Source organism: Jatrophihabitans lederbergiae (assembly GCF_031845305.1).
Lineage (GTDB): Bacteria > Actinomycetota > Actinomycetes > Mycobacteriales > Jatrophihabitantaceae > Jatrophihabitans_A > Jatrophihabitans_A lederbergiae.
On record NZ_JAVREH010000012.1, the window covers coordinates 1 to 16364 of the forward strand.

Here is a 16364-nt window from a genome sequence, read left to right on the forward strand (position 1 = left end):
GAAACACCCGGGTCAACACCCCCACCGACACCAAATCCGACAACCGACGATCCGACTCCGGCTTCACCCACCCAGCACGAGGCATACCACCAAACTACACCGCTGTAAGCTTAACTGAACGGTATTGGGGCTAGGGTCCATTCATGACAAGGCATGACGAGATTCGTGACCGACTGGCCGCTGCCGCGGAAGACGGTGATGAGTGGGACGAGCCCGTTGTGCTAATGCGATCTGAGCTAGCAGCGGTGGAGGTGGCTGATTTACCCGACGGGCCCCGGATCGAAGTGGTTGACAGGGTCGACGCCAAAGGGATGCGCTATATCTCGCTGGGCGGAACCCTGCGGCGTGACGGGCACCGCATGGTCGCCTCCATCGAGGAGACGGGATGGAGAAAGTGGTGGCCCGGACCACTCGGTGTCGATGACTACCATGCGTTGGTCCTCGCAGCAGTCCAAGCGCGCGCATCGACTGTGGGCGACGTCGCCGTTACGGACACGCTCGACGACAACGTTCACGGTGTCATCTATGAAGCGGAGCTGACAAACGCTGGCTCGCTACGGGGAGCCTACGACCGGGCTTTGTCCATCCGCGTGGAAATCAACGAGGCGGCTGAGGCAGTAAGCGCGGGCGTTCAAGACCTCGTCGAACGCACGCGGCAGCGACTAGCTGGATGGGGAACTGAGCCGCTCGATGCACTCGTCGATCGCGTCGCATCCCAGACCGGCACTGCCAACCAGCGAGGAATCGCCCTCGAGGAGCTGACCACCAGGCTCTTCAACACGATCCCAGGCTTTCAAGCAACCGGTCGCGTGAAGACCTCGACCGAGGAGATCGATATCCGGATCCAAAACTCAAGCGAGGCAAGGCGCTGGCAGAAGGAGACCTTCTTGCTGCTTGCCGAGTGCAAGAACTGGTCAGGAAAATGCGGTAAGGACGAGTTCGTCCTCTTCAAAACGAAGCTCGCCAACCGCGTAGGGCGAGTAGGTTGCGGCTTCCTCGTCTCCTGGAACGGCTTCGCCGAGACGATAACCAAAGAAATACTCCGTGGCTCCGCCGGCGACATCGTCGTCGTGGCTCTCGACGGGGCAGACCTTCGAAACGCCGTCCGCGATGGCAACTTCGGCGAGCGACTGGAACAGCGATACGAACAGTCCGTGTTCGCCTAGCTTCGCGCCAAACGAGGCACCGCCACCCAGCGCCGTTGACCAAACGTCACCGACCGACTAACGCCATTGCGGTTACTCACAGTGTGGCTACCAGGGAGGCACCCGACACCCGGCGCAGTGTCCGACACAAGTTCCTCATCCAGACCATCGTCGCGTCTGTGTCGACCGCATCGCGGCGCGTCCAGCCAGGAGCGCTCGTCGCATCGTTCGACTTGAACGTCGAACCTCATGGGACCGACAGATCAACAGCAAAGACACCAAACCGCGGGGGTCAGTCGTAGCAGGAGTCAGTCCGCCCGGCGGTAGCGGACAGTCTCAAAGTTGCAATTGGTGGATGAGCGCAGCCCACCGGCATGGCGATATGCCGTCGAGGTCGCGGCTCGGAATCCGTCCCTGGGCTACGCGACTGTCAGCTGCACATAGCTGAATCTGACTATCGAGCGGTATACCGATGGGAACACTGTGTGAAGTGGTGCCCGCAGTCGCTGAACTTCTGTCCGGTCCTCCTCTCAGCTCTGCGCTGCCGAAGGTGTGGGAGCCGTCGGTCTCCGAACTCGTCCCTCATCCGGGGCCCTTCTCCCAAATCCCGCAGCGTCAACAAAAGCGATGAGGACCGTCCCGGAAAAGCTGGGGCGACCCTCTTCGCTGCGGAGGGTGTGGGATTTGAACCCACGGACAGTCTCCTGTCGAGCGCTTTCAAGGCGCTTGCACTCGGCCACTATGCGAACCCTCCAGAGCGGGACCCGAGGGACCCGACCTGACCCAATTCTGGCAGAGGCCGGCCGGGCACTGGCGCCCGGACCGTCCCTCGCTGACTCATCAGGAACTGTCAGCCTCGGGGAGTAGACCTGAGCCCATGAGCAACCCGACCCCCCAACTCAGCAACCTGGACCTGCGACCCCTGCCGGGGAGTGAGCGGCCTGCCGCCCCTGGAGTGGCGGCGGCGACCGAACTGGCCGCCGACCAGCGCATCGAGATCACGCTGGTGCTTCGACGGCGCGCCCCCGTTCCAGACGAGGCCCTTGCCAACCCGCTGCCGCGCGAGGAGTTCGCTGCCCAGTACGGCGCCGACCCCGCGGACGCCGAGCTGGTAGCCAGCGCCCTGACAGCACTCGGCGTCGACATTGCCGAGACCGATCTGGCCTCGCGGCGGGTCCGAGTGTCGGGGACCGCCGGCCGGCTCAGCCAGATCTTCGGCACCTCCCTTGAGCAGGTGACCAGCGCGAACCTAGCAGGCGCCCAGGTGACGCACCGCCAACGCACCGGCGGCCTCAGCGTGCCCGCCCCGCTCGACGGTGTGGTGGTTGCCGTGCTGGGCCTCGATGATCGGCCGCAGACCCGCGCGAGGTTCCGAGTGGCCTCCGCGGCGGCAGTGCAGGTCAGCTACACGCCGACGCAGCTCGGCAAGATCTATGACTTTCCCGAAGGTACGGACGGCAGCGACCAGACGATCGGCATCATCGAGCTCGGCGGCGGCTTCGCGCAGTCCGATCTCGACTGCTACTTCGGCGAGCTCGGCATCACCGGACCGAAGGTGACCGCAGTCGGAGTCGACGGCGCCAAGAACGTCCCCGGCGCCGACCCCAACGGCGCGGACGGTGAGGTGCTGCTCGACATCGAGGTCGCCGGAGCGCTCGCTCCGGCCGCGAACATCTTGGTGTACTTCGCGCCTAACACCGACGCCGGTTTCGTCGATGCCCTCAGCCAGGCCGCCCATGCCGACCCAACTCCGGCTGCTATCAGCATCAGCTGGGGTCAGAGTGAGGACGACTGGACGGCGCAGGCGCGCACCGCGTTCGACCAGGTGCTCATCGATGCCGCCGTACTCGGCGTGACCGTGACGGTGGCCTCAGGCGACGACGGCAGCACCGACCGCGCCAGCGACGGCAAGTCGCACGTGGACTTCCCGGCGGCCAGCCCGCACGCGCTGGCCTGCGGTGGAACGCGATTGAACGCCGACCCGAACACCGGAACCGTCTCGTCAGAGGTCGTGTGGAACAACGGTTCCGGCAACGGCGCCACGGGCGGCGGCGTCAGCGACACCTTCCCGCAACCGAGCTGGCAGGCCGCCGCGGGCATTCCGACGCTCGCTGGCAAGACCGGACGAGGCGTGCCGGACGTAGCCGGGGTGGCCGACCCGCAGACCGGTTATCGGGTCCGCGTGGACGGCCAGGACCTGGTCATCGGCGGCACCAGTGCGGTGGCTCCGCTCTGGGCCGCCCTGGTCGCGCGGCTGGCCCAGGCAACCGGACGGAAGTTGGGACTTCTCCAGCCGGTGTTGTACGGCGCGGTCCGCGCTGGTGCGGTGGTTCCAGGATTTCGTGACATCACCAGTGGAAACAACGGCGCCTATCAGGCGGAACCGGGCTGGGATGCCTGCACCGGGCTGGGCGTTCCGGATGGTGGCCGGCTGCTTGCCGCCCTGCAACAGGGCGGCAACTCGACGGACTGAGCAGCGCGAGTAACCGCGCGCCGTGGAGGACAAGACCGCAATGAAGTTCGGGCTAGCCGGGGGACGACACCCGGCTAGCCCGAAGCCTAAACAGCGCCCGCAGGCGCTCAGCGCGACCGAGAAGGAACCGACTCAGCGACCGCCCTGGATCTTGCGGGAGCGCTGCTGCACGCCCGCCTCGCCGTACGGGTAATCCGCCGGCTGCGGGTCGCTGGCGATGTCGAGCCGAGCCAGCTGCTCCTCGCTCAGGTGCAGGTCCGCCGCGAGCAGGTTGTCCTCGAGCTGCTCGGTCGTCCGGGCGCCCAGGATCACCGACGTAACGGCAGGCTGGTCAGACAACCAGGCGAGCGCCACCCGCGCCATCGTCGAGTTCAGGTCGTCGGCAATGGCACGAACCGCATCGACCACGTCCCACGTCCGCTGCCGGCTGGAGCGTCCCTCGTACGCCTCGACGCCCCGGTCCGGATTCTCACCCAGCCGGGTGGCACCCGTCGGCCGCTCCTCCTTGTTGTACTTGCCGGTCAGCCAGCCGCCACCGAGCGGCGACCATGGCAGCAGCCCCAGCCCGTTCGCCAGGCTCGCCGGAACGATCTCCCACTCGATCTCGCGGGCCAGCAGGTTGTACTGCGGTTGCAGCGTGACCGGCCGGTTCAGGTTGTGGTGATCGGCGAAGTCGACCGCCTGCTGCAGCTGCCAGCCAGTGAAGTTCGACAGCCCGATGTAGTTGATCTTGCCTGCCCGAACCGCATCGTCGAGAAACCGCAGCGTCTCGTCGATCGGGGTCAGCGGATCGTGCGCGTGCACCTGGTACAGGTCGATCCACTCGGTCTGCAGCCGGCGCAACGAGGCATCCAAAGCCATCTGCAGGTGCCGCCGGGACAACCCGAGGTCGTTGGCCCCGTCGCCCATCGGGAACCGGCCCTTGGTGGCCAGCACGATCCGGCTGCGCTGGCCCGGGTTGGCCGCGAACCACCTGCCGATTAGCTCTTCGCTCGCCCCGCCGCTGTACACGTCGGCGGTGTCGACCAGGTTGCCGCCGGCATCGAGGAACCGGTGCAGCTGGGCGTGCGCACCGTCCTCGTCGGTCTCGGTGCCGAAGGTCATGGTGCCCAGGGCCAGGTTGGAAACAGCCGTTCCACTACGGCCAAGCAGCCGGTATTGCATGCGTACTCCTCAGGATTGGTGGCTCTTCCTTCCTACACCACGCCGACCGCCGCTGTTGATCATCAAGGCGAACGCGGCAGCCCAGGATGACCAGCAGCACCCGCCGCTAGGGGACCGGAACGCCGCGCACCACCACCGGACCGTTCGTCGGGTCCAGCTCAGCCGACTGCGACACGCCAGCCGGCGTCAGCACGTCCATCGCCTTCGGCACGCTGTTCGGGTCGCGAGAGCAGATCGGCGCCGTGCCACCCACCGGGCACACCCCGAACTGGTAGTCCTGCGCCGGGTTGGTGAAACCGCGCGCCTGGTCAGAGCTGTAGCCGTCCTGTCCGGTGAGCACCACCGAGAACGACCAGTCCGACGTCGGCGTCCCGAACTGCGCGGCCGGCAACGCGATGGTGATCGTCTTCGTCAGCGTCGAGGCGACGACCGCGCTCACCGTGCCGGGGCTGGTTCCGCTCGGCGTCGTCCACAGCGATCCCTGAAAGCCCTGAACCTCGAGTCGCTGGTTCCACGCGTCCGCACCCGCGATGGTGTAGTTGCGGCTGGCGTACGCGGCCGAGGTGGAACCGCCCGCGCCGCTGTGCACGTACACGTCGAGCAGCTGCGCACCGAGCGTGTTGCCGAACGTCGGGACCTCCGCGCAGAGGGACGTGGTCATGTTGGAGGCCGCAACAAATGCCGTCAAGGGCACCGAACCGTGAATGTGCATGAAGTTCAACTGCACGCCCACTAAATCCGTAATCGACCATCGAGCAAATTGAGGCAGCCGGCGCCGTCCTGCGCGTGTAGCGTCTACACTCAACAGCTTCCTTACATTATTTTTACTTGCCACTACTACCCCACTGCTGCCCCACTGCGGCTACATCGGAGGAAGTGCATGGTTTCCAAGCAGGTCAAACTGGGACTGGCGGTGGTCAGCGCCGGCACGCTGTTGATTCCAGCCCTGCAGGGAACGGCCGGCGCCGCGCCGTCGGTTTCGCGCGCCGCGGTCGCGGGCACCACCCCTGAGTGGGTGCAGTCGGCCACGGTCACCGGCGCCCCGGCTCCGGCGACGAGGGTGTCCATCCGCGTCGCCATGCAGTTGCACGACGCCGCTGCCGCCGAGAAGCTGGCCGCCGATGTCAGCAGGCCGTCGAGCGTGACGTACGGCAAGTACCTGACCGCGGCGGCATTCAACCTCCGCTTCGCGCCCACCGCCCAGGCCGTCAACCGGGTCAAGGCGTTCCTCGCCGGAGCCGGCGTGCACGTCGACGGTGTGAGCTCGGGCAACCGCTGGGTCAGCGCGACCGGGACCGTGACGCAGCTGAACAAGGCGTTCGGCACGACCTTGCGCACCTACTCGCTGAACGGCAAGACCCTGCGCGCCCCCGCCCGCACCGTCACGGTGCCGGGCTCCATTGCCGCGGACGTCTCCACGGTGACCGGCCTGTCCCAGGGGTCCACGCTCCGCAAGCCGCTGACGGAGAAGGTCAAGCCCTCCACCGCGCTGGTCTCCGCGCGCGCCTGGTCGGGCACCCCGAAGCCCGCCGCGATCCGGCCGCCGGCGAGCCGGTGCTCGAACTACTGGGGCCAGTACACCCAGACGCTTCCGAAGGCCTACAACCAGACGAGGTTCAACACCTACGTCTGCGGCTACTCGCCCGCCTCGCTGCGCACCGCGTACGGCACCAAGGCCCTCGTGAACAAGGGCACCAACGGCCAAGGCGTCACGGTTGCGATCATCGACGCCTACGCCTCACCGACCATGCTCGCGGATGCCAACGCCTACGCCCGCCACTTCGCCGAGCCCACCTTCAAGCCGGGCCAGTACACCCAGACCGCCTTCACGCCCTTCACCCTGCAGGGCGAGTGCGGTGGCGAGGCCGGTTGGAACGGTGAGCAGACCCTCGACGTCGAGGCCGTCCACGCGATGGCTCCCGCCGCGAACATCCACTACATCGGCGCCAAGAACTGCGATACCGGCATCGACGACGCGCTGAACTACGTGGTGCAGAACCACACCGCGGACATCGTCAGCAACTCCTACGGCAACCAGGGCGAGCAGTTGCCCGCCGACGAGGTGGCGTTGGAGCACTCGATCTTCGTCCAGGCGCTGCCGAGGGCATCGGCATGTACTTCTCCTCCGGCGACAGCGGCGACGAGGTCGTCAACGGCCTCACCCCGCAGCCCGACTACTCCGCCTCCGACCCGAACGTGACCGCGGTGGGCGGAACCAGCCTGCTGCTCGACAAGGCGAACAACAGAGTCGCCGAGACCGGCTGGGAGACCTCGCTCGACTCGGTCGACTACTCCGGCACCAAGGCGATGTACTCCGGCGCGCTGCCCGGTGACTTCGTGTTCGGCGCCGGTGGCGGTACCAGCACGCTGTTCAAGCAGCCGTACTACCAGGCGGTGGCGGTTCCGTCCGCGCTGTCGAAGGCGAACGGCTCGACCGCGATGCGCGTCGTGCCCGACATCGCGGCGGACGCCGACCCGTACACCGGCTTCTACATCGGCCAGACCACCGGTGGCAGCTTCAGCATCAGCGCCATCGGCGGAACCAGCCTCGCGTGCCCGCTGATCGCAGGCATCCAGGCGATCGCCAGCCAGGGCCGCGGCTTCGCGATCGGCTTCGCCAACCCGCTGCTGTACTCGATGAGCACGTCGGTGTACCGCGATGTCGTGCCGCACTCCCCGATCCACTTCGCCAGCACGGCCGGCGGGTACCTCGGCACCTTCGAGGCCGGCGATACCCAGTACAGCCGGTACGGCTACGACAACATCACCGGACGTGGCACGCCGAACGGCGCGACCTTCGTCAAGGCTGAGGCAACGCACTAGGCAGCACCGGCTCGGTCGTCTTCGAGGACGGCCGTTTCCGGTACGCGAGACCGCCTTGCGCGCATGTCGGGTCGTAAGCTCGGAGTGGGCGGACACCCCGCCGCGGACCGTTTCCCGATGCGATCGGCGGAGGACATGCGATGACAGTGCGACCGCCCATCGAGTGCTGGCTGACCGACATGGACGGCGTGCTGGTCCACGAAGACCAGGCGCTTCCGGGTGCCGCCGAGTTCCTGCGGACGCTGGTCGAACGTGAACGGCCGTTCCTGGTGCTGACCAACAACTCGATCTACACCCCGCGCGATCTCGCGGCGCGGCTGGCCCGGGCCGGCCTACAGGTACCCGAGCGTGCGATCTGGACCTCGGCCATGGCGACGGCGGTGTTTCTGGCGGATCAGCTGCCGAACGGCTCGGCGTACGTCATCGGCGAGGCGGGACTCACCACCGCGCTGCACGAGGTCGGTTACACCCTCACCGACACCGAGCCGGATTACGTGGTGCTCGGCGAGACCCGCACCTACTCCTTCGAGGCCATCACCAAGGCGATCCGGCTGATCGGCGCAGGCGCCCGTTTCATCGCCACGAACCCGGATGTCACCGGGCCGTCGGCCGAGGGGCCGCTGCCCGCGACCGGTGCGGTGGCCGCGCTGATCACCCGAGCCACCGGCAAGGCGCCGTACTTCGTCGGCAAGCCGAACCCGATGATGTTCCGCAGCGCGCTGAACCGAATCGAGGCCCACTCCGAGAACACCGCCATGATCGGCGACCGGATGGACACCGATGTCGTCGCGGGGATCGAGGCCGGCCTCGAGACGATTCTGGTGCTCACCGGGTCCACCAAGATCGGGGAGGTCGAGCGCTTTCCCTACCGGCCGGGCCGCGTGCTCAGCTCGATCGCCGAGGTCATCGAACTGATCTGAGCCGATCTGAGCGGATGGCAGCGGAACCCTGAGCTGCCGCGCGAGCTCGACCAGTGGGCGGTCAGCGCACGGCCTGGTACAGCTGCACACCCTCGGCGGTGCGGCTGCTGGCCAGCCGTCCCTGCAGCACCAGCACGTCCAGATGAGCGGCGGTCTCGGACACCGCGAGCAGCTGGTTGAACAGGTCCAGATTCTCGAAGGGAAAACCGCGCCGGGTCCACGGCAGCGCGGTCGCGGCCTCCAGCGCGGTCGCCGCTCCGGCGAGTGCGACCTGGGCGGTGGCGCTGAGCCGGTCCTCGTGGTGGGCGAGCAGCTCGCCGACCCGCTCGTGCACGCTGCCGGTGGCCGGCCCGTGCGCGGGCAGCAGCCGGGCGTCGGGCAGCTCCTGCATCAGCCGCAGCGACTGCAGGTAGTCCCGCAGCGGCAGCGGCGCCTTGGCCGGCTCGAACCCGATGGACGGGGTGATCTGGGGCAGCACGTGGTCACCGGCGAACAGCAACTCGGCCTGCGCGTCGTGGAAGACCACATGCCCTCGGGTGTGGCCCGGGGTGGCGATGACCCGCAGCGTCCGGCTGCCGGCGGTGATCCGGGCGTCGTCGGCCAGCCACTCGTCCGGCGCCTCCCAGTCCTCGGCCGAGCCGGGCTGCTCGTCCGAGCGCAGCAGCTGCAACCGTTCCACCAGCGACCCGGCGCCGGCGCGCAGCAGGTGGTCCACGTCGATGGCCGAGCGCTCCCCGCGGGTCCACTCGACGGTCGCGCGCAGGTTCGGCTCCTCGCCGGCGCCCACGCTGACCCGCGCCCCGAACTTACGCCGGACCGCGATCGCCTGCGTGTAGTGGTCGCGATGCATATGGGTCACCAGGAAGGTCGTGATGTCGGCCATCGAGAACCCGAGGTGCTTGAGCGAGGCGGCAAGCCGGTCCTCGCTCTCGGCCAGCGCCCAGCCACCGTCGATCATGACCAGTCCGGTGTCGGACTCGATGGCGTACACGTTCACCGCACGCAGCCCGTCGTTGGGCAATGGCAACGGAACGCGGAAGACCCCGCCGCCGAGGTCCTGCGGGTCCGGCTCGGCCCAGGCAGTCCTGGCATCGCTCATCGGGCAGGTCTATCACGGGCGGCTATCCGGCACATTTCCGCAGCCGTGACGCGCGCCACCCCGAAGAAATCTTGCTGACGAACTTGTTCGGAGCGAACATGTTCGTTAGAGTTTGGGCATGGCATCCGAGACCCGTCCATCCGCCAGCCGCCGCGAGCGTCCGGCCAAGCCGGCCCTGACGCGCGAGGGGATCGTCAAGACGGCCGTTGAGCTGATGCGCACGGAGGGGTTGGAGCGCACCACGATGCGGCGCCTCGCTCAGGAGCTGGATACCGGCGCGGCCTCGCTCTATGTCTACGTCCGCAATACCGCCGAGCTGCACGCCGCCATGCTGGACGAACTGCTCGGCACGGTCGATCTCAGCCCCAGCCGCGGGCGGGGGGACTGGCGGAACGGGCTCGCCCAGATACTGACGTCCTACACCGAGGTGCTGTTCGAGCACCCGAGCCTGGCACGGTCCGCTCTCGTCGCCCGTCCGTCCGGACCTTGCTACCTGGCCTTGGTAGAAGCCCTGCTCTCGTTGCTGAGCGAGGGTGCGGTCCCGGCCGACCGGGCTGCCTGGGGCGTGGACCTGCTGCTGCAGTTCGCGACGACGAACGCTGCCGAGCACGGCACGCGTGAGCAGGCCAGCACTGCACAAGAAGAAGAGGAGGTACTGGCCGTCGCGCTGCGCGACGTGTCGTCCGAGGACTATCCGCACATCGCCGCGATCGGAGCCGATCTGCTGTCCGGACCGGGGCGTGATCGCTTCGCCTGGGGCTTCGACGTGCTGATCAACGGGGTTCTGCACACTCCCCGTCCTGATAAGGGGCAATCCCGCCGGGTGGCTGAGCAGGCGCGGGGCCACTGACCCCCCGGCCGCACCGGCGGCCACGTGGATACCTTCCGCACTTCCACCTTCCGCTGTCACCCGCGACACAGCCCTTTCGTGCCTCGGGTGAGTTCGCCATGCCATGCCGTGGCGCGCCCGTGCCCGGCAGCCGCTCTGAACCCATGCCCTGAAGGGACTTCCCATGACCGCACCCACTGCCACTGCCGATATCAACACCGATACCAATACCGGTTCAACCCGGCTCACCCGCCGCCTGCGTGCAATCCTCGCCGTCGTACTGGTCGCCGACGTGTTGGATCTGATGGACTCGACCATCACCAACATCGCGGCGCCGTCCATCGTCTCCGAGATCGGCGGCGGTGAGTCACTGATCAAATGGCTCGGTGCCAGCTACGCACTGGCCATGGGCGTGCTGCTCGTGGTCGGTGGCCGGCTCGGGGACCGGTATGGCAAGCGACGCCTCTTCCTGACCGGCGTTGCCGGTTTCACGGTCGCCTCGCTGGTGTGCGGGCTGGCCGTCGACCTTGCCATGCTGATCGTCGGGCGGCTGGTGCAGGGCGGCTTCGGGGCGCTGTTGATTCCGCAGGGTTTCGGCATCCTGATAGCCACCTTCTCCCGGGCGCAGTTACCGCGGGCGTTCATGGTGTTCGGGCCGGTGATAGGAGGGTCGGCGGTGCTGGGGCCGATCTTCGCGGGCTTCCTCATCGACGCCGATCTGGGTGGGCTGTCCTGGCGTCCGATGTTCCTCATCAACATTGTGCTGGGCGCTGCCGGCTTGGTGGCGGCCGTCGCTGTGCTGCCCCCGGACGGGCCCACCAGCGAGGTCACCATCGACGGCCTCGGCTCAGGGCTGCTCGGCGCCAGCATGCTGGGACTGATGTACGGGCTGATCGAGGGCTCCACCTCGGGATGGACCGCGCAGCCGATCCTGAGCCTCGTCGCCGGCGCGGTGCTGCTCGCCGGCTTCGGGCTGCGGCAGCGACTGGCCACCAGCCCGCTGATCCTGCCCTCGTTGCTCGCCAATCGGGGATTCACCTCGGGACTGGTGCTCGGACTGGCGTTCTTCGCCGCGGTCAACGGGCTGGGCTACGTTCTCTCGCTGTTCTTCCAGACCGCGCTCGGGCTCGGCCCGTCCGCGGCGGCACTCGGGCTGGCGCCGATGATGGTCGGCATCATCGGGGCGTCCCTGGTCTGCCGCCCGCTGATGGAGAAACTGGGGCGCTGGCTGGTCGTTGCGGGCCTGAGCGTCACGCTCGCCGGTGCCGTCGGGCTCTGGGCAACGGTCCTCGCCAAGGGCACGTCGGCCGGCGTCTGGGCGGTTGCCCCCTCGCTCCTGGTTCTCGGGATCGGCATGGGCGCCTGCTTCAGCAGCATCTATGACGTGGCGATCGGCGACATCGCCCAGGAAGAGGCAGGCAGCGCCAGCGGTGCCCTGAGTGCGGTCCAGCAGCTGGCCGCGGCCATCGGCTCGGCGGTGGTCACCAGCATCTACTTCAGCCAGTCGGCGCACCGGGGTGCCGGCCACGCCATGACCGTGAGCGTCGCAGTTGTCGGCGGAATCGCCCTGCTGTGCCTGGCACTGGTCTGGCTGCTGCCCAAGTCGGCACCCGCCGAGCAGCTGGGTGAGCACTGACACACACGGCCCAGACCGATCGCTGACACGCCGCAGGCCCGGAGCGCGACCGTCAGGGGCCAGCGGTGAGCAGCGAGAACTCGGCCTCGAACAGCACGGTCAGAAAGGCCGCTAGCTGGCGTTCGTCCGCATCGAGGCCGGGCACGTCCTGCGGCTTGGCCTGATCGAGATAGTCGGCGAAGGTGTGCTCGGTATAGGTCTCGAGCACGTGCGGGTGGACGTAGTGGGCGCGCGCGACCGTCCGGGTATTGCCCAGGGTCTCCGCCGCCTCGTCCACCGCGGCGACGACCACCTTCGCGGCCGCCCGGTCGGTGTCCAGTCGCCGCTTCAGGTAGCTGAACGCGGCCAGGGTGCCACCCCAGGTCCGGAAGTTCTTCGCGGTGATGTGCTCGCCGGTGATCGTGAACAGCAGCTGGTTCATCTCTTCCGAGGTGACCGTCTTGCCGTCGATCGTGAACAGCCGGCGGCCCGGCTCGTCGAGCAGCGCCCGGACGACCCGGGCGACGCCGCGGTCGCGGATGGACACGTCCCAGGCCTTGCCCGACTTTGCGGGAAAGGCGAAAGACACCTTGTCGCCGTGCACGCTGACATGCTCGGGAGTCAGCGTGGTCAGGCCGTAACTGTCGTTCTCTTCGGCGTAGACCTCGTTGCCGATCCGGATGTAGCTGAGGTCGATGATGCGGATCATCGCGGCGAGAACCCGGTCGCGATCCAGCGTCCGCCGACGCAGTTGAGCTTCGGTGTACTGGCGAATCTCGGACAGATGCGCCGAGAACATAATGAGCCGGTAGAAGTTCAGCATGTCCCGGACGGCGCGCCACCGGGGGTGGTAGATGTACTGCTTGCGGCCCTTCTCGTCCTCACCGGTAGCCAGGAGGTGGCCGTCGGGATGCGGGCAGATCCACACCTTGCGCCACGCAGGCGGGATGGCCAGTGCGGTGATGCGGGATTTCACCTCCGCATCCGTCAGCGGCTTACGCTCGGAATCGTGATAGCTGAAGCCCTTGCCCCGCCGGACTCGGGTCAATCCGGGCTGCTCACCGAGCACGTACACCAGCCCGGCGACGTCGGCGCAACGCTCCACGTCGGCGTGCAGCTCGTTGATCTCATCGACGGTGAGTGTCTTGCGGGAAGAGGGCTGCACCGCCTGGTGATCGACCGGTGGAGCCGGAAGTGCGCTGATGTCAGTGCCCTTCGCCGACGAACACGCGACCGGATCTAGCTTCTTCAGTGCTGGGCTGTTCCGCCGGGCCGGCCTGTTCTGTCAGGTCGGGTTGCTCTGTCAGGCCGGGCAACGTGCGCGGTTCGGGCGTGATCACCCGTACAGCGTATGTCGCCCGGCCCGGCAGGTGGTGTGTCGAACGCCGTGCAGCGAATTACTCGGGGTGCGAATTGCTGTCGTGAATTACCGGTGGTGCGAATGCCGCGGGAGCGGTCTACCAGTGGAAGCCGTCCGCCGGGGTGACCGTGGTGCGCTTCGCCGGCATCGAGAAGCTGGCGGTCGCGTGGGCGGCGGCCGAGGTGCCGGTGCTGCTCGCCGCATGCTGGGTGAGGACGGTGGCCGCGACGGCCCCGGCGATTGCGAGGGCCATCCGAAGGCTGCTGAATCGAGTCTGGATAAACATGTGTCGGCTCCTGTGTTAGGTGGACGCAGATCGGCTTGTCGCCATGGGGAAAAGTGGAGAGGTGAGCCGTACGTGCTCACGGGAAGACTGTGGCAGTCGATGTCGCCGTACCTGAGCGGTTTCGCTGACAGTGACCTGCGGCGGCAGCATGTGGACACTGGAGTCGCTGCTCTACGCGCTCAATTTCCCTTGCGTCGAAAGCAAAGGACAAGTTGCACCAGATAATTACCTGAACGTTCAGGTATTGAAAGGTGGGCGTAACCAGCCGCGCATGGCGGCCTGCATGCCGGCCTCGAAGCGAGATCCTGCCTCCAGGCGCACCATCAGGTCGGCGATCTGACGGCGCACGGTGCGTACGGATACGCCCAGGTGGCGGGCGGCGGCCTCGTCCTTGACGCCCATGCTCAGCAGTTGCAGCAGCGTCCGGTCCAGGTCGGTGGGACCGCGCTGGGGCGGCGCCGGGTCGAGCTCGGGTGCTACGTCGCAGGCGTCGTCAGGCATCGCTTGGGACCACACCAGGTCGAAGCTGAGCACGAGCATCGCGGCAACGCCCTCGCCCTGAAGGCGCAGGGCTGCCCGGCGGTTGTCGGCCGTGTGACTCGGGATCAACCCGGCTTCGCGGTCGAAGACCAGCATGCGTACCGGCACCACCCCGGCGTAGCGGATCTCGGCACCGTGCTTGACCACCGTCCGGTGGTAGGCGAGCACGGCCGGGTCGTTGCGGCTCTCCTGGGTGTAGACCGAGCGCATCTTCACGCCCCGTGCGAGCACCGCCAAATCGAGCGCCTGTGCCGAGGCCAACTGGTCCGTGGTGTAGGACGTGTCCGGATGCAGGGCGAGCGTCTCGGAACGGACCTTGTGACTCCACATCTCAAGCTCGCGATGAATGGCATCGCGGCCGATGACCTCGACCACCTCACCGCTGCGCGACGGTTGCGATGTCGCCTGCAGGTAATCACTGACGAGTGATTGCAAGCCCGCGCGCGACGTTGCCAGCTGCTCCTGCCGCCGCGCCAACTCTGCCTGCTGCTGCCGGATCGCCGCGTCCAGAACGACCTCGGGATTGCCGAACGCAATGGCGCTCTCGTCGTCCCAGGAGTTTCGGACCAGGCCAGCCTTGATGAGCTGCTCGCGGGCTCCCTCGACGTCGCCGATCGAAAGCTCCAGCGCCGCTGCGATCGCTTCGTTCCTCGCCATTGGTTGCCGTAGCAAGTATCGGTAAACCCGCTCGGCTGATACGGAGAACCCAAGCGACTCGAGCATATGTAATCCCGACTGAATGCCTTTGCCATCATCAGAGCGCGGAGCAACCCCGCCAGTAAGTCTCGCATGAGACTGCAAATGCCCTCGGAGGCCGTCTCATTACGGCAACCCGCTGCCATGGCAGCGGCTGCACCTTCCCTCACCGCAAGCTGACGCCGAAGCTAACCGCAGCCACCCAGGGCAACCATGGTTCCGCGCTCGGCACGGCAGCGCGCGTTCCCGGTGGCGGCTTCGGAGAGAGGAACAGCCTTGACACAAGCAGTAGCAGTCACGGAGAAATCACTCATTACCGCCATGGCACTGGTAACTGACACAACAGTCCCTGAAGCCCGCAGCCCATTCGGCGACTATCCGGCCATCGTGAAGGTGGTCGGCGAGACGGATCGGACGAGCTCCGGCCCGGTTCCGCAGGAGCATCTCGCGCGGGTATATCGGTTTGCCGCTACCCATGGGCCGATCTGCGCTTTCTCAACGGTTGCCGACGACGTGGGACTGGACGTTGACGAGGTTGCCGACGCGGTGGAACAACTGATGAGCAGTCGCCTGCTGCGTGCCGACGACGGACGTGAAGCAGTGCTTGTGGCGGTCGATCCAGACATCGCGGCCGCGTTGCACGTCTCACCCATCGAGCTCGAGATCGCCCACCGGCGCGAGCAGATCGCCCAGATTCAGGACTGGCGGGAGAGCTTCCGCAGCGACTACGCCCGGGGCGGGCACGGACCCGCGGCGCCGGGTGCGGTCGAGCAGCTGGCCGGCGGCATGGAGGTCCGGGGTTCCGTGAAAATTGCTGGTGATGCCTGCGTCGACGAGGTGCTGGTGCTGCAATCGGGCAAGCAGGACACCGAGGAATTCGAGGACCTTCTGCACGTGTGTGGCCAATTGCTGGCACGCGGCGTCCGGGTGCGCATCATCTGCCAGCACCGCAGCCGCGCCGACCTGACCACGCGCATGAATATCAAGACGGTGAGTGCTGCGGGCGCGGTGGTGCGGACCGTGAGCCATCTGCCACGGGCGGCCGTTGTGTTCGACCGATCGGTGGCGGTGCTGCTCGGGTCGACCGAGGGGCAACCGGCAGCCTCCCGGGTCTGCAATGCTGAAGTAGTGCAATTCCTGCTAGATGTGTTCAACCATCTGTGGGATTCGGCGACTCCGGTGGAGTGCTTCGAGTCTGGTTATGCCGAGGTTGCCGACGACCTCCGGCGTACCATCGCCAGCCTGATGGCGAAGGGATTCACCGACGAGGTGCTGGCCCGCAAATTGGGCATGTCCGTGCGCACCTGCCGCCGGCACATCGCCGCGCTGATGCAGGACCTGGGAGCGGTCAGCCGCTTCCAGGCCGGCGTCGAAGCGGGCCGCCGCAACCTCGTCGGCTGACTCTCGGCTGGCT

The 16364-nt window shown here is 67.2% G+C and carries 15 protein-coding genes and 1 tRNA gene; 8 read left to right on the top strand and 8 right to left on the bottom strand.

Going from position 1 to position 16364, the window contains the following annotated elements; all coding sequences use genetic code 11:
* The first annotated feature begins 143 nt into the window (after positions 1-143).
* Complete coding sequence (locus RM423_RS11100; RefSeq protein ID WP_311423098.1) at positions 144-1166, top strand: hypothetical protein; 1023 nt, start codon at positions 144-146, stop codon at positions 1164-1166.
* 648 nt (positions 1167-1814) lie between these two features.
* Here RM423_RS11100 and RM423_RS11105 read toward each other — a convergent pair.
* Positions 1815-1899: transfer RNA gene (locus tag RM423_RS11105), tRNA-Ser, on the bottom strand.
* 123 nt (positions 1900-2022) lie between these two features.
* Between RM423_RS11105 and RM423_RS11110 the strand changes: the two genes are divergently transcribed.
* Positions 2023-3618, top strand: coding sequence for a S53 family peptidase (locus RM423_RS11110; protein WP_311423099.1), 1596 nt, complete (start codon positions 2023-2025; stop codon positions 3616-3618).
* Between the two features lie 132 nt (positions 3619-3750).
* Here the strand turns inward: RM423_RS11110 and RM423_RS11115 are convergent, their stop codons facing one another.
* Both RM423_RS11115 and RM423_RS11120 read right to left on the bottom strand, forming a co-directional pair.
* The gene (locus RM423_RS11115; RefSeq protein ID WP_311423100.1) at positions 3751-4782 is read right to left on the bottom strand and encodes an aldo/keto reductase; all 1032 of its coding nucleotides are present in this window, start codon (positions 4780-4782) and stop codon (positions 3751-3753) included.
* A 106-nt stretch (positions 4783-4888) separates the two neighbouring features.
* Complete coding sequence (locus RM423_RS11120; protein ID WP_311423101.1) at positions 4889-5509, bottom strand: glucodextranase DOMON-like domain-containing protein; 621 nt, start codon at positions 5507-5509, stop codon at positions 4889-4891.
* A 153-nt stretch (positions 5510-5662) separates the two neighbouring features.
* On the opposite strand from RM423_RS11120, the gene RM423_RS11125 reads away from it, so the two are divergent.
* From RM423_RS11125 to RM423_RS11135, 3 genes are all read left to right on the top strand, one after another.
* Positions 5663-6982, top strand: a complete 1320-nt coding sequence (locus RM423_RS11125) for a S53 family peptidase (RefSeq protein WP_311423102.1) — start codon at positions 5663-5665, stop codon at positions 6980-6982.
* Positions 6895-7605, top strand: coding sequence for a S8/S53 family peptidase (locus RM423_RS11130; protein ID WP_311423103.1), 711 nt, complete (start codon positions 6895-6897; stop codon positions 7603-7605). The genes RM423_RS11125 and RM423_RS11130 overlap by 88 nt, the downstream gene beginning before the upstream one ends.
* A gap of 140 nt (positions 7606-7745) precedes the next feature.
* Positions 7746-8525 (top strand): HAD-IIA family hydrolase, encoded by a 780-nt coding sequence (locus tag RM423_RS11135; RefSeq protein WP_311423104.1) that lies wholly within the window; start codon positions 7746-7748, stop codon positions 8523-8525.
* Positions 8526-8586: 61 nt separating this feature from the next.
* On the opposite strand, the gene RM423_RS11140 is transcribed toward RM423_RS11135, so the two are convergent.
* Positions 8587-9624, bottom strand: coding sequence for an MBL fold metallo-hydrolase (locus RM423_RS11140; RefSeq protein ID WP_311423105.1), 1038 nt, complete (start codon positions 9622-9624; stop codon positions 8587-8589).
* Between the two features lie 118 nt (positions 9625-9742).
* Here RM423_RS11140 and RM423_RS11145 point away from each other — a divergent pair, with 118 nt between their 5' ends.
* Both RM423_RS11145 and RM423_RS11150 read left to right on the top strand, forming a co-directional pair.
* Positions 9743-10474 (top strand): TetR/AcrR family transcriptional regulator, encoded by a 732-nt coding sequence (locus RM423_RS11145; protein ID WP_311423106.1) that lies wholly within the window; start codon positions 9743-9745, stop codon positions 10472-10474.
* Between the two features lie 163 nt (positions 10475-10637).
* Positions 10638-12089, top strand: coding sequence for an MFS transporter (locus RM423_RS11150; protein ID WP_311423107.1), 1452 nt, complete (start codon positions 10638-10640; stop codon positions 12087-12089).
* 52 nt (positions 12090-12141) lie between these two features.
* On the opposite strand, the gene RM423_RS11155 is transcribed toward RM423_RS11150, so the two are convergent.
* The 4 genes from RM423_RS11155 to RM423_RS11170 all read right to left on the bottom strand — a co-directional run bounded on the left by RM423_RS11155 (position 12142) and on the right by RM423_RS11170 (position 14911).
* Positions 12142-13233, bottom strand: a complete 1092-nt coding sequence (locus RM423_RS11155; protein ID WP_311423108.1) for a DNA topoisomerase IB — start codon at positions 13231-13233, stop codon at positions 12142-12144.
* 40 nt (positions 13234-13273) lie between these two features.
* A complete protein-coding gene (locus RM423_RS11160; RefSeq protein WP_311423109.1) occupies positions 13274-13408 on the bottom strand; it encodes a hypothetical protein in 135 nt (44 codons plus the stop codon).
* A gap of 117 nt (positions 13409-13525) precedes the next feature.
* Entirely contained in the window at positions 13526-13714 is a 189-nt protein-coding gene (locus RM423_RS11165; protein ID WP_311423110.1) for a hypothetical protein, read from the bottom strand.
* 237 nt (positions 13715-13951) lie between these two features.
* The gene (locus RM423_RS11170) at positions 13952-14911 is read right to left on the bottom strand and encodes a hypothetical protein (RefSeq protein WP_311423111.1); all 960 of its coding nucleotides are present in this window, start codon (positions 14909-14911) and stop codon (positions 13952-13954) included.
* Between the two features lie 360 nt (positions 14912-15271).
* On the opposite strand from RM423_RS11170, the gene RM423_RS11175 reads away from it, so the two are divergent.
* Positions 15272-16351: a hypothetical protein gene (locus RM423_RS11175; protein ID WP_311423112.1), complete on the top strand. Its 1080-nt coding sequence runs from the start codon at positions 15272-15274 to the stop codon at positions 16349-16351.
* Positions 16352-16364: the final 13 nt, after the last annotated feature.